The 21,103-nt window shown below is 63.6% G+C and carries 19 protein-coding genes; 7 read left to right on the top strand and 12 right to left on the bottom strand.

Annotated features, from left to right (window positions below; all coding sequences use genetic code 11):
* Nucleotides 1–10: 10 nt before the first annotated feature.
* Nucleotides 11–1,003, bottom strand: coding sequence for a cysteine synthase A (locus ASILVAE211_RS06480; RefSeq protein ID WP_227320479.1), 993 nt, complete (start codon nt 1,001–1,003; stop codon nt 11–13).
* A 75-nt stretch (nt 1,004–1,078) separates the two neighbouring features.
* Between ASILVAE211_RS06480 and ASILVAE211_RS06475 the strand changes: the two genes are divergently transcribed.
* Both ASILVAE211_RS06475 and ASILVAE211_RS06470 read left to right on the top strand, forming a co-directional pair.
* Entirely contained in the window at nt 1,079–1,489 is a 411-nt protein-coding gene (locus ASILVAE211_RS06475; RefSeq protein WP_227320478.1) for a rhodanese-like domain-containing protein, read from the top strand.
* Nucleotides 1,490–1,512: 23 nt separating this feature from the next.
* Nucleotides 1,513–2,058, top strand: a complete 546-nt coding sequence (locus ASILVAE211_RS06470; protein ID WP_227320477.1) for an ester cyclase — start codon at nt 1,513–1,515, stop codon at nt 2,056–2,058.
* Between the two features lie 147 nt (nt 2,059–2,205).
* Here ASILVAE211_RS06470 and ASILVAE211_RS06465 read toward each other — a convergent pair whose 3' ends face one another.
* From ASILVAE211_RS06465 to ASILVAE211_RS06450, 4 genes are read right to left on the bottom strand one after another with little or no spacing between them, the layout of a single operon-like run.
* Complete coding sequence (locus tag ASILVAE211_RS06465) at nt 2,206–3,072, bottom strand: DUF2272 domain-containing protein (RefSeq protein ID WP_227320476.1); 867 nt, start codon at nt 3,070–3,072, stop codon at nt 2,206–2,208.
* Nucleotides 3,073–3,088: 16 nt separating this feature from the next.
* Nucleotides 3,089–4,174, bottom strand: coding sequence for an S-methyl-5-thioribose-1-phosphate isomerase (gene mtnA / locus ASILVAE211_RS06460; RefSeq protein WP_227320475.1), 1,086 nt, complete (start codon nt 4,172–4,174; stop codon nt 3,089–3,091).
* Complete coding sequence (locus ASILVAE211_RS06455; protein WP_264478721.1) at nt 4,171–4,686, bottom strand: UPF0262 family protein; 516 nt, start codon at nt 4,684–4,686, stop codon at nt 4,171–4,173. The genes mtnA and ASILVAE211_RS06455 overlap by 4 nt, the downstream gene beginning before the upstream one ends.
* On the bottom strand, nt 4,683–5,324 hold the full coding sequence (locus ASILVAE211_RS06450) for a hypothetical protein (RefSeq protein WP_227320474.1): 642 nt from the start codon (nt 5,322–5,324) through the stop codon (nt 4,683–4,685). The genes ASILVAE211_RS06455 and ASILVAE211_RS06450 overlap by 4 nt, the downstream gene beginning before the upstream one ends.
* A 168-nt stretch (nt 5,325–5,492) precedes the next feature.
* Between ASILVAE211_RS06450 and ASILVAE211_RS06445 the strand changes: the two genes are divergently transcribed.
* The gene (locus tag ASILVAE211_RS06445; protein ID WP_227320473.1) at nt 5,493–6,518 is read left to right on the top strand and encodes a hypothetical protein; all 1,026 of its coding nucleotides are present in this window, start codon (nt 5,493–5,495) and stop codon (nt 6,516–6,518) included.
* A 119-nt stretch (nt 6,519–6,637) separates the two neighbouring features.
* Here ASILVAE211_RS06445 and ASILVAE211_RS06440 read toward each other — a convergent pair whose 3' ends face one another.
* The 5 genes from ASILVAE211_RS06440 to ASILVAE211_RS06420 all read right to left on the bottom strand — a co-directional run bounded on the left by ASILVAE211_RS06440 (nt 6,638) and on the right by ASILVAE211_RS06420 (nt 12,646).
* A complete protein-coding gene (locus tag ASILVAE211_RS06440; protein WP_227320472.1) occupies nt 6,638–7,678 on the bottom strand; it encodes a glycosyltransferase family 4 protein in 1,041 nt (346 codons plus the stop codon).
* An 8-nt stretch (nt 7,679–7,686) separates the two neighbouring features.
* Entirely contained in the window at nt 7,687–8,268 is a 582-nt protein-coding gene (locus ASILVAE211_RS06435) for a GNAT family N-acetyltransferase (RefSeq protein ID WP_227320471.1), read from the bottom strand.
* A 26-nt stretch (nt 8,269–8,294) separates the two neighbouring features.
* Nucleotides 8,295–10,247, bottom strand: coding sequence for an RNA polymerase sigma factor RpoD (gene rpoD / locus ASILVAE211_RS06430; RefSeq protein ID WP_227320758.1), 1,953 nt, complete (start codon nt 10,245–10,247; stop codon nt 8,295–8,297).
* Between the two features lie 71 nt (nt 10,248–10,318).
* Complete coding sequence (dnaG, locus tag ASILVAE211_RS06425; protein WP_227320470.1) at nt 10,319–12,178, bottom strand: DNA primase; 1,860 nt, start codon at nt 12,176–12,178, stop codon at nt 10,319–10,321.
* A gap of 9 nt (nt 12,179–12,187) precedes the next feature.
* Entirely contained in the window at nt 12,188–12,646 is a 459-nt protein-coding gene (locus tag ASILVAE211_RS06420) for a GatB/YqeY domain-containing protein (protein WP_227320469.1), read from the bottom strand.
* A gap of 111 nt (nt 12,647–12,757) precedes the next feature.
* Here ASILVAE211_RS06420 and carA point away from each other — a divergent pair, with 111 nt between their 5' ends.
* The 4 genes from carA (at nt 12,758) to ASILVAE211_RS06400 (ending at nt 19,246) form a co-directional block, all read left to right on the top strand.
* On the top strand, nt 12,758–14,185 hold the full coding sequence (gene carA / locus ASILVAE211_RS06415; protein WP_227320468.1) for a glutamine-hydrolyzing carbamoyl-phosphate synthase small subunit: 1,428 nt from the start codon (nt 12,758–12,760) through the stop codon (nt 14,183–14,185).
* Nucleotides 14,186–14,189: 4 nt separating this feature from the next.
* Nucleotides 14,190–17,432 (top strand): carbamoyl-phosphate synthase large subunit, encoded by a 3,243-nt coding sequence (carB, locus tag ASILVAE211_RS06410; RefSeq protein WP_227320467.1) that lies wholly within the window; start codon nt 14,190–14,192, stop codon nt 17,430–17,432.
* Between the two features lie 125 nt (nt 17,433–17,557).
* Nucleotides 17,558–18,031 carry a transcription elongation factor GreA gene (gene greA / locus ASILVAE211_RS06405; protein ID WP_227320466.1) on the top strand — a complete coding sequence of 158 codons (474 nt, stop codon included), beginning with the start codon at nt 17,558–17,560 and terminating at the stop codon, nt 18,029–18,031.
* 12 nt (nt 18,032–18,043) lie between these two features.
* On the top strand, nt 18,044–19,246 hold the full coding sequence (locus ASILVAE211_RS06400; RefSeq protein WP_227320465.1) for a threonine ammonia-lyase: 1,203 nt from the start codon (nt 18,044–18,046) through the stop codon (nt 19,244–19,246).
* Between the two features lie 36 nt (nt 19,247–19,282).
* Here ASILVAE211_RS06400 and ASILVAE211_RS06395 read toward each other — a convergent pair whose 3' ends face one another.
* Nucleotides 19,283–19,990 carry a M24 family metallopeptidase gene (locus ASILVAE211_RS06395; protein WP_227320464.1) on the bottom strand — a complete coding sequence of 236 codons (708 nt, stop codon included), beginning with the start codon at nt 19,988–19,990 and terminating at the stop codon, nt 19,283–19,285.
* Between the two features lie 10 nt (nt 19,991–20,000).
* Nucleotides 20,001–20,993, bottom strand: coding sequence for an ABC transporter substrate-binding protein (locus tag ASILVAE211_RS06390; protein ID WP_227320463.1), 993 nt, complete (start codon nt 20,991–20,993; stop codon nt 20,001–20,003).
* Nucleotides 20,994–21,103 lie beyond the last annotated feature (110 nt).

The following is a 21,103-nucleotide window of genomic DNA, read 5'->3' as shown; positions in this document are numbered from 1 at the left end:
CGGCGCCAGATCAATTGCCCAGCCAGGGTGGCGTCGGCAGGCCCTTGCTCTTGAGGAAGGTGGGGTTGAAGAGTTTGGATTGATAGCGGCTGCCGCCGTCGCACAAAATAGTGACGATGGTGTGCCCCGGCCCAAGGTCGCGTGCCACGCGGATGGCGGCGGCGACATTGATGCCGGCCGAGCCGCCGATGGACAGGCCCTCATGCTGCAAAAGGTCGAAGACCTGTTCTAGCGCTTCTGCGTCAGGGATGCGAAGCGCGTCATCGATGGCGGCGTTGTCCAGATTGCCCGGCACGCGGGACTGGCCGATGCCTTCCGTGACCGAACTGCCGGCGATTGAAAGGTCATTCGACTTTACCCAGCCATAGAGGCCGCTTCCTTCGGGGTCCGCGAGCACGATGCGGATGCCTGGGTTCCGCGCCTTCAAGGCGTCCGAGACGCCGGCCAGCGTGCCGCCGGTGCCGCAGGCGCAGGTGAAGGCGTCGATGCGGCCGCCGGTCTGCTCCCAGATCTCAGCCCCCGTCGTCGCGGCATGGCCGGCACGGTTGGCAAGATTGTCGAACTGATTGGCGTAGACGGCGCCCAACTCCTCCGCGAGACGGCGGGAGACATGGACGTAATTGCCGGGATCACGAAAGGGTGCGGCCGGCACAAGGCGCAGATCGGCGCCGATCATGCGCAGGAAGTCGATCTTCTCCTGGCTTTGCGTCTCCGGCATGACGATGACGGAGCGGTAGCCGCGCGCATTGGCGACCAGCGTGATGCCGATGCCGGTATTGCCGGCCGTGCCTTCGACGATGGTGCCGCCCGGCGCAAGCAGGCCGCGCTCCTCGGCATCGGTGATGATGGCGAGTCCGGCGCGATCCTTGACCGAACCGCCCGGATTCATGAATTCGGCCTTGCCCAGAATAGTGCAGCCCGTCGCCGCGGAGGCGCGTTTCAGCTTGATCAAAGGTGTGTTCCCGATCGCGCCGATAAGCCCGTCTGCAATGCCTGCCGTCATGCGCTGATCTCCGACCCTTGCCAACTGCCGGCACAAGCGGCCTTCTGAAGCCTGTTTAACCGTCCGAGGACACACATGATCGAAGATATCGAACCCGGCAAGGTTTGGGACGCCCTGGTGGCCGACCCCAAGGCTCAGGTTTGCGACGTGCGGACCGATGCCGAGTGGAATTTCGTCGGCATTCCCGATCTGCACAGCCTGGGGCGTGAGCCGGTGCTGATCCCCTGGCAGGTCTATCCCACCATGCAGCGCAATGGCGGCTTCCTGGACCATCTGCGCGAGGCTGGGCTGACGCCTGAGACGCCGATCTACTTCCTGTGCCGCAGCGGCGCGCGCAGCCTGGCGGCAGCCCAGGCGGCAGCAGCGGCGGGCTTCACCCAGGTTTATAACATCGCCGATGGGTTCGAAGGGCCGCTGGACCCCGAAGGGCATCGCGGCAAGGTCGGCGGCTGGAAGGCCCAGGGCCTGCCCTGGCAGCAGCGCTAATTATCGCAGGCGGGAGGACGACCATGACAAAGCCCGATCTTGTCGCCCTATGGGAAGAGCATTGCCGGCACGAATTCGCGACGCGCGACGTCGATGCGACCATGGCGACGATGGTCGCCCAACCCTATGTCAATCACATCCCGACCATGACCGGCGGCGTCGGTCATGATCAGCTCAAGCGTTTCTACAAATATCACTTCATCAGCGGCAATCCGCCCGACTTCCGTCTGACCTCGATCAGCCGGACGGTGGGCGAGGATCGCATTGTCGATGAATTCATCATGCATTTTACCCATACGACGGAGATCGACTGGCTTCTGCCGGGTGTTGCGCCCACGGGCCGGCAGATCGATATTCCGGCGGTCGCCATCGTGCAGTTCCAGGGCGACAAGCTGGTGCATGAGCATATCTACTGGGATCAGGCGACTGTTCTGGTGCAGGTGGGCCTGCTTGATCCCGCAGGACTGCCGGTCGCGGGTGCCGAGACGGCGGCCAAGGTTGCCGACAAGTCCCTGCCCAGCAACGCGCTGATGGCGCGCTGGGCCAGCAGCGAAGGCAAGCCGATCTGATTTTGGCAGACCTTCATCGAGTGAATGCGTCATCCCGGGCTTGACCCGGGATCTTCTTGCTTGGGCGCCCGCGCAGTAGATTCCCGCGTCGCGGGAATGACGCTACTTCGATGAAAGCCCGACAGACACGAAACGCCGCTGCTTCGCCTATTGATTATAGGCGACGCGAATGACGACCATCCAGGGATAGCGCGTGTCGAGCACGGTGCCGTCCGGCCCGGCCAGCAATCCCTGGTCGGTGACCGGAACATGGGTGAGGGCCACGGCATCTTCGACATTGCCGCCGATGATGCTGATCTGGTCGGGCGCTTTCGCGACGACGAGGCCGCAATGGCTGGTATAGCGGCCGGCCGGCAATTGCGCGTAGGTCAGATCGGCCGCGCCCTCGCGCCCGAAGCAGATAAGATCACCCACCACCGGCGCATAGGCATCGGGCGCTTCCGCCTGGATCGCATATTGCCCGAGATGGCTCTGCGTCTCCGCCACCGCCGCGTTGATATAGACGCTGTGTGATTCGGAATAGGGAAAGGCGGGGCCTGCGCCGGCCATGCGCATGACGAAGGAGATGAAAGCGGCGGACCAGGCGAAACTGCCGTCGACGTCGGGCGAGAACATGACGCCGGACGCATCATGCTCGCCCGTCCAGCCTGCGGTCGGATTGCTCTCGTTCATGCCGAGCCACCAATAGAGCCCGACGCGCTGCCAGAAACCCGGCTGGCGCTCTGCCTTGGTATCGGGGTCGACCGGGCCTTCATCCTTCGGATCAGCGTCATAGACGACCTGGCCCCAGGCCCGCCATTCGGCAAAGGCGATGGCGACGGCCGAGGCACGGTCGAAATTGCCGAAGCAATTGCGGATGAAGGGCGGTTCCTGCCCGTCATCCGACTGTGCCGTGCAGGTCGCCAAGGAGGGCGGCGAGACCCAGCCGCCCTTCAAGGTGGTTGTCGTCTGCTTATGCGCGCAGGCTGTCAGAGCGACGGCCGCGAGGGTCAGACCAAGAGCCGCTTTCCTCATGCCTGCGCGCCGAGCCTCAGGCGCGTTCGGGGAAAAGCGACAGCAGCCCTTCGGGGCTGGCCGCGCAGCGCCCGCGTTCGGTGATCATGCCGGTGACAAGGCGTGCCGGCGTGACATCGAAAGCCGGGTTGGCGGCGCCGCTGCCGGGCGGCGTCACCTGGATGGTGGCGAGGCTGCCGTCAGCGGTTTGACCCGTCATCCGCGTGACCTCGGCGGCGGACCGCTCCTCGATCGGAATTTCCCTGACGCCATCCGTGATGGTCCAGTCGATGGTGGTCGACGGCAGCGCCACCCAGAAGGGGATGCCGTTGTCATGAGCCGCCAGCGCCTTGAGATAGGTGCCGATCTTGTTCGCGACATCGCCGCCGCGCGTGACGCGGTCGGTGCCGACGATGACAAGATCGACATCGCCATGCTGCATGAGATGGCCGCCGGCATTGTCGGCGATCACCGTATGCGGCACGCCGTGGCTGCCCAGTTCCCAGGCGGTGAGCGACGCGCCCTGATTGCGCGGGCGGGTTTCATCCACCCAGACATGCACGTCGATCCCTTCATTGAAGGCCATGTAGATCGGCGCGAGCGCGGTGCCCCAGTCGACTGTCGCGATCCAGCCGGCATTGCAATGCGTCAGGATATTGACGCGCTGTCCCGGCTTCTGCGCCGCGCGGATCAGTTCCAGACCATGCCGGCCGATGGCTTCGTTCTGCGCCACATCCTCATCCGCAATCGCGGCCGCTTCCGCGTAGGCGGTGGCGACACGCTCTTCCACGCGGGTATTGCGCAGCCGTTCCAGCATGCGGTCGATGGCCCATTTCAGATTGACCGCCGTCGGCCGCGTGGCGGCGAGCATGGCGGCATCACGTTCCATCGCGTCGGTCGAGGCATCGACGCGCAGCGCGAGGCACAGGCCGTAGGCGGCGGAAGCGCCGATCAGCGGCGCGCCGCGCACCTGCATGGTGCTGATGGCGACGGCCATCTCGTCCACCGTCGCGATGCGCAGGATGTCGAGCGACCAGGGAAGTTTGGTCTGGTCGATGATGCGTACGGCCCAGCCGTCGTCATCCAGCCAGATGCTGCGATAGGAGATGCCGTCAATCTTCATGGTGTGTGACTTTGCGCTGATGGTCCGGTAACGCGGTGATGCAGGACTGTGACGAGCGTGAAAAGACGTCGCGCGGTGTCATGGTCAATCGTGACCTTGCTGGCAAGCCGCGCGGCGACCAGGGCGGCCCCTTCATTATGCAGCCCGCGCCGTCCCATATCGATGGCCTGAATGCGAACCTCCCGGCCGTCCTGAATGGCGGCCGCATAACTGTCGAGCATGAGCCCATAGTCCTTGATAAGGCGGCGGAACGGGCCAAGTGCAAGACCGATCAGGGCGACAGGATTGCCGTCCTCGTCACGAATGTCGAACAGCAGCCGACCGTCGCGCAGCGAGAGTGCTAATACGAAAGGCCCGGGTCCTGCATCGAGCGGTGCGAAATAATTGGCCGTTTCCAGGTCGATGATCGCCTGTGCGCGATCGGCTTCGATCAGCGCCGGCAGATGGCGCGCCATGCCATCTTCAAGACGGATAAGCGACAGACGCGGGGAGGGGACTAAAGAAACAGTCATGCAACTGACTCAATGCCTGCCGCGCACGCGCTTTGGTGTCTGGTCGCATGCAAAATCCGGAGCGTGTCGAAGACAGGATCGGTCATGGCGCGAACACTGTGATGCGAATGGTTCAGTTGGTGAAATCTGCTGCGGTCATCGGGCAAGGCCCTGCGTGTTTCATAGCATCCAAGAACACGAAATGCCGCATCCGAATCGGTTGCGGGGCTTTCGTCCCGATCACTTGCGTGTCGGCCGGGCATTTTCAGACCCGCATGGACAGGGAATGGCAGCCCTGCGGTGGCGCGGTGCGGCAGAACCGGCCGCCGCTTGACTTTCAGTGCGCCCGGCACGGGAAGAAGAGAGAAGGTTGATGATGGTGTCAGAGGAAATCCGGATCCGATCCTGCTTGGTTGACCCGTCCTGCTTGGGCTGTCCTTCAGATCAGCCACTGCCGTTACGAAATAAATTGTAAATTCGCTGATAGTTTTATCGTCTTTTTCTTGACAGTTTGATTCAAGACTTGAGATAGCGAAAAAGCCGTACTGAAACGCGAGTCGCAAATGGGGCGTGCTGGTCGGCAGGTTGAGGGGGACTAAGCTATCAGGTGGTAACGCATCGGCATGATGCCATGTCGCGCGGTGGGCTTCGTCAGTCATCACTCGGGTTCATTTATCCGAGCCTGACATCTTCGCCGCGATGAAACGTGAAAGCGAGCCTTGCCCAGTGCCAAAGCAGTGCGCGCCATTTTTGAAGAAACGAGTGGCGGATGGAACTTTCTCCATCCGACTGAAATCAAGCCAATCTGAGACAGAAGGAGAATGACATTGAGTAACGATAAACAGGGCGAAACGGGTTCTGCCCCGCGCAGCCAGGCTCTTGCCGTTCGTGCGCCGGCCCGCCGCGCGCCCGTGAAGCGCGCTGTTGCCGCCCGCACCACGACGGCCCGTAAGACCGCGGCCGCCAAGCCCGTTGCGGCGAAGATCACGAAGACCGCTGCCAAGACCGTGAAGGCGCCTGTCCGCGCAACGAAGGCTGCGGCCAAGACGACGAAGACGGTGAAGGCTCCGGTTCGTGCGACGAAGGCCGCCGCCAAGACGGTGAAGACGCCGGTCCGCGCTGCCGCGAAGAAGACGGTTGCGGCTAAGACGGTGAAGACCGTGAAGGCGCCGGTTCGTGCGACGAAGGCCGCCGCCAAGACGACCCGTGCGGTGAAGACGCCTGTCCGCGCCACCAAGGTCGCGAAGCCGGTGAAGGCCGTGAAGACGGCAAAGACGGTGAAGCCGGCAAAGACGGTGAAAGCCGTGAAGACCGTGAAGACGCCGGTCCGCGCGACGAAGACCACGACCGCGCGCAAGCCGGCCGCGACGAAGACCGCCAAGACGGCGGTGACGAAGACGACGGCGCGCAAGTCCTCTGCCGTTGCCGCGAAGCGCGCTCCGGCTGCGAAGGCAACGCCGGCCCGCAAGACCGCGACGACCGCGCGCAAGACGCCTGTCGCGCGCAAGCCGGCCGCGACGACCCGCAAGGTCGCGACGACGACGCGCAAGGCCGCCGCTGCCACGCGCACCCCGGCCACCGCCCGCAAGACCGCGACGACCGCGCGCAAGCCCGTCGTGCGCAAGCCGGCGACGACCCGCAAGGTCAAGGCACCGGTTGTGAAGGCTACCCGTGGTCGCCGTCCGGCAGCCGCTGTGACGCCGGTCGTCGAAACGCCGGTGCTGCCGCCGGTTGTCGAGAAGAAGATCCGCCGTCCGCGCAAGCCGAAGGAAGTGACGCCGGCGGCCGCCGTGGAAAGCCCGGTGGAATCGCCCGTCGAGACCGCGACGCCGGAAGCCGATACCGAAGAGTAATCGGTCCTTCCAAGACGAAAAAAGGCCGGCCGATGATCATCGGCCGGCCTTTTTTATTTAGGGCAATTGAGATTGTGCAGTCACCCTATGCGGCGCGTCGACAGGCGCCAGGCGCCAGGTCAGCGATCCAGTAAGGTCGCGAAACGTCCTGCCTGATCGGCCCAGCTGGGCAATCGGCGGCCCGCGGCCCAAGCGGCGTCGCTCAGACTTTGCCGCACGGCGCGATCGAAGATCAGCCGGCGTAGGCCTTTCGACAATTGCATAGCGTCGCCGACGTCCACCACGACGCTGCCGCCGGCCGGAATAACGTCGGGCGTCGCCGCACCTTTCGTGACGGCCAGCGGCAGGCCGCGCCGCACCGCTTCCGCGACCGCCATGCCATAGCCCTCATAGCTGCTGCCGGAGACGAAGATATCAGCGCCGGCCCAAAGCGACTCGAAATCGGCGGGCGCGCAGGGGCCGGTGAAGGTGATGCGGCCGGCAAGACCCGGTTCTTCGGCCAGGGCCTGCAAGGTCGCGCTATGGGCGGGGTCGATGGTGCGGTCGCCGCAAATGGTCAGCCGCCAGTCGAGATCCTGTAGCGGTTGCAAGGCTCTCAGAACGGTCTCATAGCCTTTGCGGGGGATCGGGCTGGCGACGGCCAGCAGATGGCAGCCGGCACCTTCAGTGCCCCGGCTACGCGGCGCATCCGGCAGGCCCGGCGTGATGACGGTCACCTTGTCCGCCGACACCGCCGGCAGGGTCGCAAGCTGTGCGGCGACTGCGTCGCTCGGCACCGCGATGCGGGTGAGCAGAGGCAGCAGGCTTGCCTCCGTCGCGGCATAGAAGGCGTGCTGCGCGGCGGTCAGATCAGGCTCGAAGGACATCGGGTGATGGATCATGCCGATGGCGCCGGCGGCCTTCAGCTCGGCGCCCAGATCGGCGAAGGCGTAGAGGCAAAACCCGTCGATGACGAGCTGTCCACCGGTGGTCTGCGCGGCCTTCAGGCAATGCGCGGCACTGTGCCGGGCCGCGTCATCCGGCCAGGTGTGCCGGCCGGCAATCGGCACGAAACTGATCGTCTGGCCCCGCGCCGAAAGTTCCGCCGCGATCTTGCCGTCATAGACGATGGCACCGGTCGTCGGCGGATAATTACCCGGAACGAACCACGTGATAGCCATGGGCGAGATCAGACCTTTAGGTGATCGGGAATGGTAAAGCCGAGGCGATCCGGGATCGACCAGATTTCCTTGATGGCGCGGGTGCGGCTGAAGCCGGCACGCTCATAGGCCGGCAGGGCGCGGGGATGGTCGGCCGTGCAGGTATTGACCGTCATGCCGCGAATGGGGCCGGACCAGGCATTCTCCACCGCATGGCGCAGGAAGGCGCTGCCCAGCCCGCGCCCGACGGCATGCGGCATCAGGCCGAAATAATTGAGATTGATGAAGGGCCAATGCCCGGCATCCAGCTCGTAGAAACCGGCGGGATTGTCATCGATATAGAGAACATTGATGGCAAGCTGCGGATTGCGCAGGATCGCGGCCAGTTCCGCCTCCGGCATGACGCGGCGCAGCCACCATAGATAGGGATGGCCCACCTTCATCTGCAGATCGCGATAGGCGTCGTTGCTCGGCGCCCGCCACTGCCGCACCGTCGCATTGGGCGGCAGCTGAGGTACGGGCGATGTCGGGCGTTCCGTCATGCGGAGAAAGGTGACCGTGACGCCAACCCGCGTCACGGCATCGCTTTCCCGTGGTCCGCTTCCACGCACCTTGCCCAACATCCCGCCCAGTACCATCAATCGTCCAGGAAGCTGCGGAGCTTACGGCTGCGGCTGGGATGCTTCAACTTGCGCAGCGCCTTCGCCTCGATCTGCCGGATACGCTCGCGCGTCACGTTGAACTGCTGGCCGACTTCCTCCAGCGTGTGATCGGTATTCATGCCGATACCAAAACGCATGCGCAGCACGCGTTCCTCACGCGGGGTGAGGCTCGACAGAACCCGCGTCGTCGCTTCGCGCAGATTGGCCTGGATCGCGGCATCCAGCGGAATGACCGCGTTCTTGTCCTCGATGAAATCACCGAGATGGCTGTCTTCCTCGTCACCGATCGGGGTTTCGAGGCTGATCGGTTCCTTGGCGATCTTCAGAACCTTGCGCACTTTTTCAAGCGGCATGCCCAGCTTCTCGGCCAGTTCCTCGGGCGCCGGTTCGCGGCCGATCTCGTGCAGCATCTGGCGCGAGGTGCGGACAAGCTTGTTGATCGTCTCGATCATATGCACCGGAATGCGGATGGTACGGGCCTGATCGGCGATCGAGCGCGTGATTGCCTGACGGATCCACCAGGTCGCATAGGTGCTGAACTTGTAGCCGCGACGATATTCGAACTTATCGACCGCCTTCATCAGGCCGATATTGCCTTCCTGAATCAGATCCAGGAATTGGAGGCCGCGATTGGTGTATTTTTTGGCGATGGAAATGACGAGGCGCAGGTTCGCCTCGATCATTTCCTTCTTGGCGCGTGCGCTGTCGCGCTCGCCACGGCTGACGGTCATATAGACGCGGCGGAATTCCTCGATCGGCAGGCTCGCGTCATTGGCGATGCCACCGATCTGAGCGCGCAGATCCACAACGCCTTCGGTATGCTTCAGGACGAAAAGCTGCCAGCCCTTGCCCTTCAGCGTGCCGATACGCTCCAGCCAGTTGGGGTCGAGTTCGTTGCCGCGATATTCTTTCAGAAAGTCGTCGCGCGGCACTTTGCAGGATTCGGCCAGGCGCAGAAGCTGGCCTTCGAGTGCGGTCAGGCGCTGATTGAGCTGCTTGAACTGCAGCACCAGCTCCTCGATGCGATTGTTGTGCAGACGCACCTGCCGCACCTTCGCAACCAGCTCTTCGCGCTGCTTGGCGTAGCTCTTTTCCGAGCGAAGGTTTACTTCCTCGCCGCTGGTGATCGATTCCAGCCGCTTGTGCTGAACCTTTTGCAGCTTTTTGTAGAGGTTCTCGATCTCGTCGAAGGTCGCCAGCGTCTCCGGCTTCAGCTTTTCCTCAAGCGCGGAGAGGGACAGGCTGCTGCCTTCGCCCTCTTCATCGTCGCTTTCCTCGGCCGCCTCGAAAGCCGGCGGCGGCGCGGGTTCCGCGTCGTCGGTCTCGCCTTCGGTCTCGCCCTCGGCCGGCGGATTGCCCATGCCCTGGGTTGCTTCGAGATCGATGACGTCGCGCAGCAGAATCTTGCCGTCCTTCAGCGCCTCATGCCAGGCGACGATGGCGCGGAAGGTCAGCGGGCTTTCGCACAGACCCCCGATCATCATGTCACGGCCGGCTTCGATACGCTTGGCGATGGCAATTTCGCCCTCGCGCGACAGCAGCTCGACGCTGCCCATTTCGCGCAGGTACATACGCACCGGATCGTCGGTACGACCGGCGCTCTCGGCATTGATATTGCCGCTCTGCTCGGAGGCTTCCTCGTCCTCGGCGTCGACCGGCTTGGCGGCGACGGCCTCGCCTTCCTCGCTCTCCTCGCCCTCGATGACCTGGATGCCCATCTCGCTGAGCATGGACATCACGTCCTCGATCTGCTCGGAGCTGTTCTGCTCCGGCGGAAGGACGGCATTCAGCTCGTCGAAGGTGATGTATCCGCGCTCTTTACCCTTGGAGATAAGGCGCTTTACGGCGCCCGACTGGGTATCGAGAGTCGTTTCGGTGTCGGAGTCCGGCGCGGGTGTCTCAGCCGTTGTCGTAGGCTTCGTTGCCATCATTCACACCTCTTCGCCGTGGGTCCGCATTGTAGTCATGCCCCGATACCGAGGCAAAATTCCGTCTAGTCTCATTGAATATTGTCCATGTCGCCCGACCTCAGCCGCTGCAAGGCCTCAGTCAAAGCGACAAGCTGGCGGGCTGTCTCGGCGTCCTGGGTCTGGCTGAACTGGCGCTGCTTGGCAGCCACCTCTTCTTCCAACTGCGCCTGTCGCATAAAGCCGTATATCTGCCACCAACTCGAAGCCGCTTCCGTCAGGGACGCGTTCGGCATCGCGCTCGCCGGAAGATGCCGCGCCTCCAGCACGACAGACACATCCCCATCATACCCGAGCCGGCGGAGATGGGCGTTCAAGGCCTCTCTGTCAAGCTCGGGGTGGCCGTCCAACCATGCGGCCAGAGCATCGCGCAGCCGCGTGAGGTGGGGGGGTAGGTCCAGCATGCCCAATGGCTCTTCCAGGTCCGGCAGCAGCTGCGGATGGGTCAGCAGAATAGCGAGCAAAACGCGGGCGCGTTCGGCGGACTGCACATCGGTCTGGATCAGCGGCCGGGGCGGAATCGGAACGGGCGGCGGTGCATTTTTCCAGTCGCCGCGACGGCCGCCCGGCGTGAAGGGGCGATTGGCACGCGCCTGCGGGGCCGGGCGATTGCCCTGGCGGACGGCATACCATTCGTTTTTCCAGCGGTCCCGCAGCACGCCCCAATAGGTGCTTGAGATGGCCTTCTGCGTAATGGCGTTGGCGGCCGCATCCAGTTCGGTCTGAAACCGCGCCCAATCATCCGGCGACTTGGGCTGGATCTCGTCCTTCAGCAGATCGTAAATGGCGACCGTCAGATCGTCCTGACCCAAGGCATCGGCCATGCCCTGGCGGCCGCGCTTGGTGACGATACTGTCCGGGTCTTCGCCCTGGGGCAGGATGGCGATCCCGATCCCGTGCTCGGGCGTCAGCAGCGGCAGCGCGAGGTCGATCGCCTTCCGTCCGGCGCGCCGGCCGGCGGCGTCGCCGTCGAAGCAGAAGACCGGCCGGTCGTGATATTGCCAGATCGCTTCTACCTGCTCGGGCGTGATGGCGGTGCCGAGCGGGGCCACGGCCGGGAAACCCGCCTGTGACAATGCGATGACATCCATATAGCCTTCCACGACCAGCAGGCTCTGCCGCTCGCCCTGCCGCCTGGTATTGGCGAGATCGGCACGGGCGAGGTCCAGCCCATACAGCGTGCGACGCTTGGAAAAGACCGCCGTTTCCGGCCCGTTGAGGTATTTGGGCTGACCGTCGCCCATGATGCGCCCGCCGAAGCTGATAGGCCGGCCGCGCGCGTCGCGGATGGGGAACATCACGCGGTTGAAGAAGAAATCGACCATACGGCCGTCTTCCGTCTGCTTCATCAGCCCGGCCTCGACCAGCCGGTTCATCTCGATGCCGGCGCGAGCGAAGTCACTGGCCAGCGCGCCACGGCCGGGGCCGGAAAAACCCAGGCCGAAGCGGCGGACGGTCTCGGCGCTCAGGCCGCGCCGGTCCAGATAGTCCCGCGCCTCGCGGCCATTGGGGCCGGCCAGTTGATCCTCAAAAAAACGGCCGGCCGCTGCCAGAATATCATTCAAATCGGCGCGCTGCTTTTCTGCCGCTGCTGCCTCCGGGCTCGCCTTCGGCACTTCCATGCCGGCTTCGGAGGCAAGCTGCTCGATCGCCTCCATGAAGCCCGCGTTCTGGGTCTGCATGACGAAGCTGATGGCATCGCCATGCACGCCACAGCCGAAGCAGTGATAATGGTCGTTATAGACGTAGAAGGACGGCGACTTCTCGTTATGGAAAGGGCAGCAGCCCTTCCAGTCCCGGCTGGAGCGGGTGAGCTTCACCCGCCGCCCGATGAGCGGCGCGAGCGGCGTCCGCGCCCTGAGCTCATCGAGGAAGGAGGGGGGAAGCGCCATGCCCTGTGGTTAACCCGCGAGGGCCGTTTTCACAATCGCGCCGATGCGCGCCATGTCCAGCGCGGCGCCGTGCTTGGTCTTCAGAACGGCCATGACTTTACCCATGTCCTTGACACCGGTAGCACCCGTCTCTGCCACGGCGTCCGCCACGGCCGCCTGCATTTCCTCTTCGTTTAGGGCGCGGGGCAGGAAGCTTTCGATGACCACGATCTCGGACTGTTCCTTGGCGGCCAGTTCCGGACGGTTGCCTTTTTCATACAGCTCGATGGCTTCCCGGCGCGGCTTGATCATGCCGCGCAGCATGGTCAGAACCTCGTCATCGGAAATACGCTCGACACCTTTGGGCCGTGCGGCAATATCGGCATCCTTGAGCTTGGCCATGATCAGGCGCACGGCGGAAAGCCTTTCGCTGTCGCCGGCCTTCATGGCGGTCTTCATGGAAGCTGTGATGTCGTCGCGAATGCTCATGCTCTGCTCTCCAGTCAAGCCCAGCCAAGTGACGCCACATGCGCTGGGAAGATTTTTCCCATGCGGTGTTTCAGCGTTGAACTGGGAAATAATTTCCCGTATCTGGACGTCATGCCCCTAGCAGTCAATGATATCGTACAGCGCCTCGGCGGTCCCGATGCTGCCGCGCGGCTGACCAATGTAAGCCCGGAAGCCCTGCGAAAGTGGAAGCAATCCGGGGTAATCCCGTCGAAACATTGGCGCACCATTATTGCCGCCACGGGCCTGACGCTCAATGACATGCCCGGTGCCGCTGCGCCCGACAGCGCTATCGAACCAGCCGTGAAGGACGATCCGATCATGCCGGATGCCAACCATTCTGCAACAGCGTCTGTGGTGCCCGAAGGGGCGACCGCCGTTCTTGTGCTGGCCGATGGCAGCCTGTGGTGGGGGCGCGGCTTCGGCGCTCATACGCTGGGCAACGGCGCCCGCGTCGGTGAAGTCTGCTTCAATACCGCGCTGACCGGCTATCAGGAGACCATGACCGATCCGTCCTTCGCCGGGCAGATCGTCACCTTTACCTTTCCCCATATCGGCAATGTCGGCGCCAATGCGCAGGATGACGAAGCCGCGACGCCTTTCGCGCTCGGCCTGGTGACGGCGCAGGACATCACCGCGCCCAGCAATTGGCGTGCGACCCGCAGCTTCACCGCCTGGCTGGAAGCGATGGACCTGCCGGGCATCGGCGGCATCGATACGCGGGCGCTGACCATGCGCATTCGCGACGGCGGCGCGCCGACCGGCGTGCTCTGCTATCCGGCTGACGGACAATTCGACATCGCCGCTTTGCAGGCCCAGGCCTCCGTCTGGCCCGGCCTTGAAGGCATGGACCTCGCGAAGGACGTCTCCTGCACCCAGACCTACGAATGGGACGAGACGGTCTGGGCCTGGGGCGAGGCGCAAGGCCGCCAGACAGCGCCGCGCCATCATGTCGTCGCCGTCGATTACGGCGCCAAGCGCAATATCCTGCGTTCCCTCGCCTCGGCCGGCTGCCGCGTGACGGTGGTGCCGGCGACCGCGACGGCGGAGGAGATCCTGCGCCATCAGCCGGACGGCCTCTTTCTCTCCAACGGTCCGGGTGACCCGGCGGCGACGGCGACCTATGCCGTGCCGGCGATCCAGGGCGTGATGGCGGCCGATATTCCGGTCTTCGGCATCTGCCTCGGTCACCAATTGCTGGCGACCGCCCTGGGGGCCAAGACCTATAAGCTCGATCGCGGCCATCGCGGCGCCAATCAGCCCGTGAAAGACCTCGAAACCGGCAAGGTTGAAATCACCAGCCAGAACCACGGTTTCGCGGTTGACGAGGCCTCTCTGCCGGCCGGCGTCGCGGTTAGCCATATCAGCCTCTTCGACGGCAGCAACGAAGGCATCCGCGCGCCGGGCAAGAAGGCCTTTTCCGTGCAGTATCATCCCGAGGCGAGCCCCGGGCCGAGCGACAGCCACCACTTGTTCCATCGCTTTGTCGCGATGATGGACGCCGAGAAGGCGAAGGGTTGAGTCCATGCCGAAACGTACAGACATCCGTTCGATCCTGATCATCGGCGCCGGCCCCATCGTCATCGGTCAGGCCTGCGAATTCGACTATTCCGGCGCCCAGGCCTGTAAGGCGCTGCGCGAGGAAGGCTATCGCGTCATCCTCATCAATTCGAACCCGGCGACGATCATGACCGATCCGTCGCTGGCGGACGCCACCTATATCGAACCCATTACGCCCGAAATGGTCGAGCGGATCATCATCCGTGAAAAGCCGGACGCACTGCTGCCGACCATGGGCGGGCAGACGGCGCTGAATACGGCGCTGACGCTGGACCGCGCTGGCATCCTGGCCAAGCACGGTGTCGAACTGATCGGCGCCAAGGCCGATGTCATCGACCGCGCCGAGGATCGTTTGAAGTTCCGCGACGCGATGACCGAAATCGGCATCGAAAGCCCGAAAAGCGCTATCGCGCATACGATGGACGAAGCCCGCGAGGCGCTGGCCCTGGTGGGCCTGCCCGCGGTCATCCGCCCCAGCTTCACGCTGGGCGGCACCGGCGGCGGCATTGCCTATAACAAGGCGGAGTTCGAACGCATCGTCAGCGGCGGTCTGGATGCCAGCCCGACGACCGAAGTGCTGATCGAAGAAAGCGTCCTCGGCTGGAAGGAATATGAGATGGAAGTCGTGCGCGACAGCGCCGACAACTGCATCATCATCTGCTCCATCGAGAACGTGGACCCGATGGGCGTCCATACCGGCGATAGCGTGACGGTGGCCCCGGCGCTGACGCTGACCGATAAAGAATACCAGCGCATGCGCGATGCTTCCATCGCCTGCCTGCGCAAGATCGGGGTCGATACCGGCGGGTCGAACGTGCAGTTCGGCCTCAACCCGGCCGACGGCCGCATGGTCGTGATCGAAATGAATCCCCGCGTCTCGCGCTCCTCGGCGCTGGCCTCCAAGGCGACCGGTTTCCCCATTGCCAAGATCGCGGCCAAGCTTGCGGTCGGCTATACGCTGGACGAGCTGAAGAACGACATCACCCGCACCACGCCCGCCAGTTTCGAGCCGACGATCGACTATGTCGTCGTCAAGATTCCGCGCTTCACCTTCGAGAAATTCCCCGGCACGCCGGCGCTGCTCTCCACCAGCATGAAGTCGGTGGGCGAGGCGATGGCCATCGGCCGGTCCTTCGCGGAAGCGCTGCAAAAGGGTCTGCGCAGCATGGAGACCGGCTTCTCCGGTCTCGATCCGATCGAAGCGCCGGGCGACGGCACGGCGGAAGCCTTCCGTGCCGCTTTGTCCCAGCCCACGCCCGACCGCCTGATCATGGCGGCGCAGGCGATCCGTGCCGGGCTGAGCCTGGAAGAGATTCACGACTGCTGCAAGTTCGACCCGTGGATACTGGCCGAGCTGAAGCGCATCGTCGATGCGGAAGCCGAAGTGCAGGCGCATGGCCTGCCGCAGACCACGCTGGGCCTGCGGCGCGTCAAGGCGCTGGGCTTTTCCGACCGGCAGCTGGCCAAGCTCACCGGCCAGACGGAAGCGGCGATCGGCGTGGCGCGCGAAAAGCTCGGCGTGCGTCCGGTCTATAAGCGCATCGATACCTGCGCGGCCGAATTCACCTCCGCCACACCTTATATGTACTCGACCTATGAGACGGGCTTCGGCGAGCCGGTTTGCGAAAGCGATCCGACAGGCCGCAAGAAGGTCATCATCCTCGGTGGCGGTCCCAACCGCATCGGCCAGGGCATCGAATTCGACTATTGTTGCGTCCACGCGGCCTATGCGCTGAAGGATGCCGGGTTCGAGACCATCATGGTCAACTGCAATCCGGAAACCGTCAGCACCGATTACGACACCTCCGACCGGCTCTATTTTGAGCCGCTGACGGCGGAAGACGTGATTTCGCTCATCCGTCGCGAACAGCAGAACGGCGAAGTGCTTGGCTGCATCGTGCAATATGGCGGGCAGACACCGCTGAAACTGTCCCAGGCGCTGTCGGCCGCCGGCATTCCGGTGCTCGGCACCAGCGCGGATGCCATCGACATCGCGGAAGATCGCGAGCGCTTCCAGGAACTGCTGCACAAATTGGGTTTGCGCCAGCCGGAAAACGGCATTGCGCGGTCCACGGATGAGGCCGAGGCGATTACCGAGCGCATCGGCTATCCGGTCGTCATCCGCCCGAGCTATGTGCTGGGCGGCCGCGCGATGGAAATCGTGCATGACCGCACGCAGCTTGCCCGCTACATGCGGGAAGCGGTGCGCGTCTCGGGCGATAATCCCGTCCTCATCGACCGCTATCTGAATGACGCCATCGAAGTCGATGTCGACTGCATCGCCGACGGCGAACAGGTCTTTGTCGCCGGCGTGATGGAGCATATCGAGGAAGCCGGCATCCATTCCGGGGACAGCGCCTGCTCGCTGCCGCCCTATTCGCTGTCGCCCGCGATTGTGGAAGAGCTGAAGGCCGAGACCGTCGCCATGGCCCGCGCGCTCAACGTCATCGGCCTGATGAACGTGCAGTATGCGATCAAGGACGAGACGATCTACGTGCTGGAGGTCAATCCCCGTGCGGCCCGCACCGTGCCCTTCGTCGCCAAGGCAACGGGCGTGCCGATCGCCAAGATCGGGGCGCAGGTCATGGCCGGCGCCAAGCTATCCAGCTTCAGCCTGGACGGGCATGCCGAGCGGCCGCATGTGGCCGTGAAGGAATCGGTCTTCCCCTTCGCGCGCTTTCCAGAGGTCGATACCATCCTGGGGCCGGAGATGAAGTCGACCGGCGAGGTTATGGGCCTCGACACCAATTTCGCCCGCGCCTTCGCCAAGGCGCAGCTGGGGGCGGGCGTGCGCCTGCCGATGGAAGGCGCGGTCTTCCTCTCGGTCAAAGACGGCGACAAGGCGGCACTGGTGCCGCTGGCCCGTCGCCTGACCGAGATGGGTTTCCAGATCGTCGCGACCAAGGGTTCGGCCGCGCGCATCCGCGAGGCCGGGATCGAGGTGAAGGCGGTTGCCAAGGTGATGGAAGGCCGCCCGCATTGTGTGGACGCCATTCAGTCGGGCGAGATTCAGATGGTGATCAACACCGCCTCCACGCCGCAGTCGGTCCGGGACAGTTTTGATATCCGGCGCAGTGCCCTCACGCTCGGCATTCCGCATTTCACCACCATTGCGGGGGCGCGGGCCGCCGTTCACGCGGTAGCGGCTATGAAAACTGGGCCGCTTGAAGTTGCGCCGCTACAGTCGTACTTTCGATCCCCGTTTTAACCGCCAGCCCTAGCTTCGCTGGCAACTCCCGGATCCTTCGGGAGGCTGGGGCCGGGTCACGCCGTGATCCGGCCTCATTGCTTTGTTAACCAGTCCTAGTTGACTGATGACTGCGAGGACGTTGCGTGCAGAAATTTCCGATGACCGGGCCCGGCCTGGTCCGCCTGGAGACCGAGTTACGGCAGCTGCGCAGCGAAGAGCGGCCTGCCGTTATTCGCGCCATCGCGGAAGCGCGTAGCCATGGCGATCTCAGCGAGAATGCCGAATATCATGCGGCGCGCGAGCGCCAGTCCTTCATTGAAGGGCGTATTCAGGAGCTTGAGGAGATCATCTCGGCGGCCGAGGTGATCGATCCGGCGACACTCTCTGGCGAGAATGTGAAGTTCGGCGCCCATGTCCAGCTGGTGGACGAGGAAACCGAGAAGGAAGCGACCTATCAGATCGTCGGCGTGCATGAGGCCGACATCAAGCAGGGCCTGCTTTCGGTGTCGTCTCCGCTCGCCAAGTCCCTTATCGGCAAGAAAAAAGGCGATACCGTCTCGGTGCCCGCGCCGGGTGGAGACCGATCCTACGAGATTATTACGGTCCGCTTCGGCTAAGCGGAGGGTAGCATGACCCTCCCCAATTTCGCGGATATCGAGGCCGCGTCCGGCCGTATTGCCGGCCGTGTGCTGCGCACGCCCGCCGTGCGGAGTGACGGGCTGAGTCGGGCGACCGGCGCGGATATCGTCCTCAAGCTCGAAAACCTTCAGGCGACCGGCGCCTTCAAGGAACGGGGTGCCGCCAACCGGCTGGCGCTGCTGACCCCTGAGGAAGCGGCGCGCGGTGTCATCGCCATGTCCGCCGGCAATCACGCCCAGGCGGTCGCACGCCATGCGCATCTGCTGGGCGTTTCGGCTACCATCGTGATGCCGAAATTCACGCCGAGCACCAAAGTGACGCGTACGGCGTCCTGGGGGGCGCGCGTGGTGCTGCATGGCGAAAGCCTGGCGGAAGCCGCCGCGCATGCGCATCATCTGGCGGAGACGGAGGGGTTGGTCTTCATCCATCCCTATGACGATGCGGGCATTATCGCTGGCCAAGGCACCATGGCCTTGGAATTGTTGCAGGATTTTCCGGACCTCGATGTCCTGGTAATTCCGATCGGTGGTGGCGGCCTTCTCGCGGGCTGTGCGACCGCCGCGCGGGCGATGAAGCCCGGCATCGAAATCCTGGGTGTCGAGGTCGAAGCCTATAGTGCCATGGTGCAGCGCATGGCGGGCCAGCCGGTTTCGGTCGGCGGCCAGACCATTGCCGAGGGCATCGCCGTCCGCGATGTCGGCGAAATGCCGCTCGAAATCCTGAAGACGCTCGGGATCGAAATCCTCATCGTCTCGGAAGCCTCGGTCGAGCGCGGCGTGGGCATGCTGGCCGAAGGTGCCAAGATGGTGACGGAAGGTGCGGGGGCGGCAGCTTTGGCGGCCGTGCTGCAATATCCGGATCGGTTTGCCGGCAAGCGGGTCGGCTTGCCGGTCTCTGGCGGCAATATCGACGCCCGCATTCTGGCCAATACCCTACAGCGCAATCTTCTGCGCGACGGGCGGATGCTGCGCCTGGTCCTGGAAATGCCGGACCGGCCCGGCATGCTGGGCGATATCGCGACGCGCATCGGCGACGAGGGCGGGAATATTCTGGAAGTCGCTCATCATCGTTTGTTCAGCTCGCCCACCGTGCAGGCGGCGCAGCTGGAAGTGATGATCGAAGCGCGTGACGCGGCGCATGGCTCGTTCATCGAGTCGAAACTGCGCGAAGCCTATATCGTCCGCAGGCTGTAAAAAAGAGATGGGCGCCGCGAGGCGCCCATCTCTTATCTATAACAGAACTAATTTTCCGTCTTCGAAGCGATAGACTTCCTCGTATTTGAAGGCGAGGGGGCTGCCTTTCTTCGCGATATGCGGCTCGAAGGTGAACATCGGCACGCTGTCCAGCCGCACGGTGCAATTGGCATCCATATAGGCGCGGCCATGCAGGTCATCGCCGATATTGTGGCCGAAATTGCCGAGGAAATCCAAGTTCGTGAAGCCGAGTTCGGCGAGCCGCGCGGCCATGGCGCCGTGCAGCTGTTGGAAGGTCATGTCCGGCCGCGCGACCGCCAGCAGATGGGCATGGAGCGCCGCTTCCGCCGCCATGCCTTCCGCCTGCGCCGCGCCCGCGACCTCGGGCGGCACGATTGCGCCGTCCTTGAGAAAGAAGCTGCGGGCGCAATCCCCCCAGATGCCGTCGATTTCCGGCGCGACATCGATCGTCACCATGTCGTCCGGGGCGATCGGAATCGTCGCCGGCTGATAGACATCGCCTTCTTCGGACACATGCAGGCGCGGTCCGGCGAGGATGACGGCCGGTATCCCGTACCACCAATAGCCGGTGGCACCATGCGCATCCATGATGCGCCGGCAATCCTCCATCAGGCTCGCCTCGGTCGCGCCGGGGCGGATGCAGGATGCGATTTCGTCCAGGCTATCGCGCGCCAGCGCCTGCGCCGTCTGGTAGCGGGCGAGGTCCGTGCCGGTGAGTGCCAAGCCAGCCACCTTACGGCAGATAATCGTTAGTGTAATAGAACGAAGGTGCCTTGACCTCGGAAATCTGCCCGATATCTTTCAGGGCCTGGGCCAGAACAGTCCATTGCTGGTCGTTCTGCTTGAAATACCCATCCGGTCCCATCATCAGCGCGGCCGTATAGGTCCAGCCGATGACATTGTAATTCTCGCTGCCGGCGGCGGGATAGGCTTTGGTGAAGATCTTCGCGGCCTCCGTCGGGTGGGCGATGCTCCAGTCGATCGCTTCGGCGGTCGCGGCCAGCCAGGTCTTGGTTGTCTGAGCATTTGCCTTCAGCCAATCCGGAGAACCGGTGAAGACCCAAACCGGAATATTGGGCACGCCGATCGCATCATTGCAGGCCATGACCGGTTTTTCATGGGCGCCGTCTTCCACTTCCGCGAGACCATAGGCGGCTGCATTCGTCGCGATATCGATCTTTTTGGACAGCAGCATCGGCATGTCATCATCGGTCGCGATGATTTCCTTGACGTCGCTTTCCTGCAGCCCGGCCTTTTTGAGCACGAAGCCCATCATGGCTTTGGTCCAGGAATCCGTGAAGACGCCGATGGATTTGCCCTTGAGCTTGGTGACGTCGATGGTATCGCCGGGGCGGGCGATCAGGCACCAGCTATTCGTTTGGGTGAAATTGGCGATGGCGGTGACAGGAATGCCCTGATTGGCGGCGAAGACCAGATCGGTCGTCGCTTCGAATCCGATATCGGCGCGGTTGGTTGCTAACATGCGGGCGGTTGTCTGAGCATCAGGCGGAAACAAGACAGATACATCTAGACCATGCTTCGCGTAGATGCCTTGCTCTTGCCCGACAACAATAGGTACCATGTCGAAATCAGCCACAGGCCAGTCATAGACGAATTTGAGCGGCGTCAGGCTGGCGGCCTGGGCAAGCGATGCATGTGCCCCCAGCGAGACAGCTAAACCGATCGCGAGGCTGGCGAAGGACTTGAGCGCAACGGCGGACCGCATGGGAGGGCCTTTCGACGAGATATCATGATGAGGGGCGGCGACGATAATACCAAGGCTAGCGTATTGTCGAAGATGTGAAACGGTTCATGTCGAAAGTTCAAGTAAAAAAG

This window comes from Acidisoma silvae (genome assembly GCF_020618775.1).
GTDB classification, from domain to species: Bacteria; Pseudomonadota; Alphaproteobacteria; order Acetobacterales; family Acetobacteraceae; genus Acidisoma; species Acidisoma silvae.
Note: the sequence above shows the minus strand (reverse complement) of the source record. Positions and strands in the feature narration are given on the sequence as shown.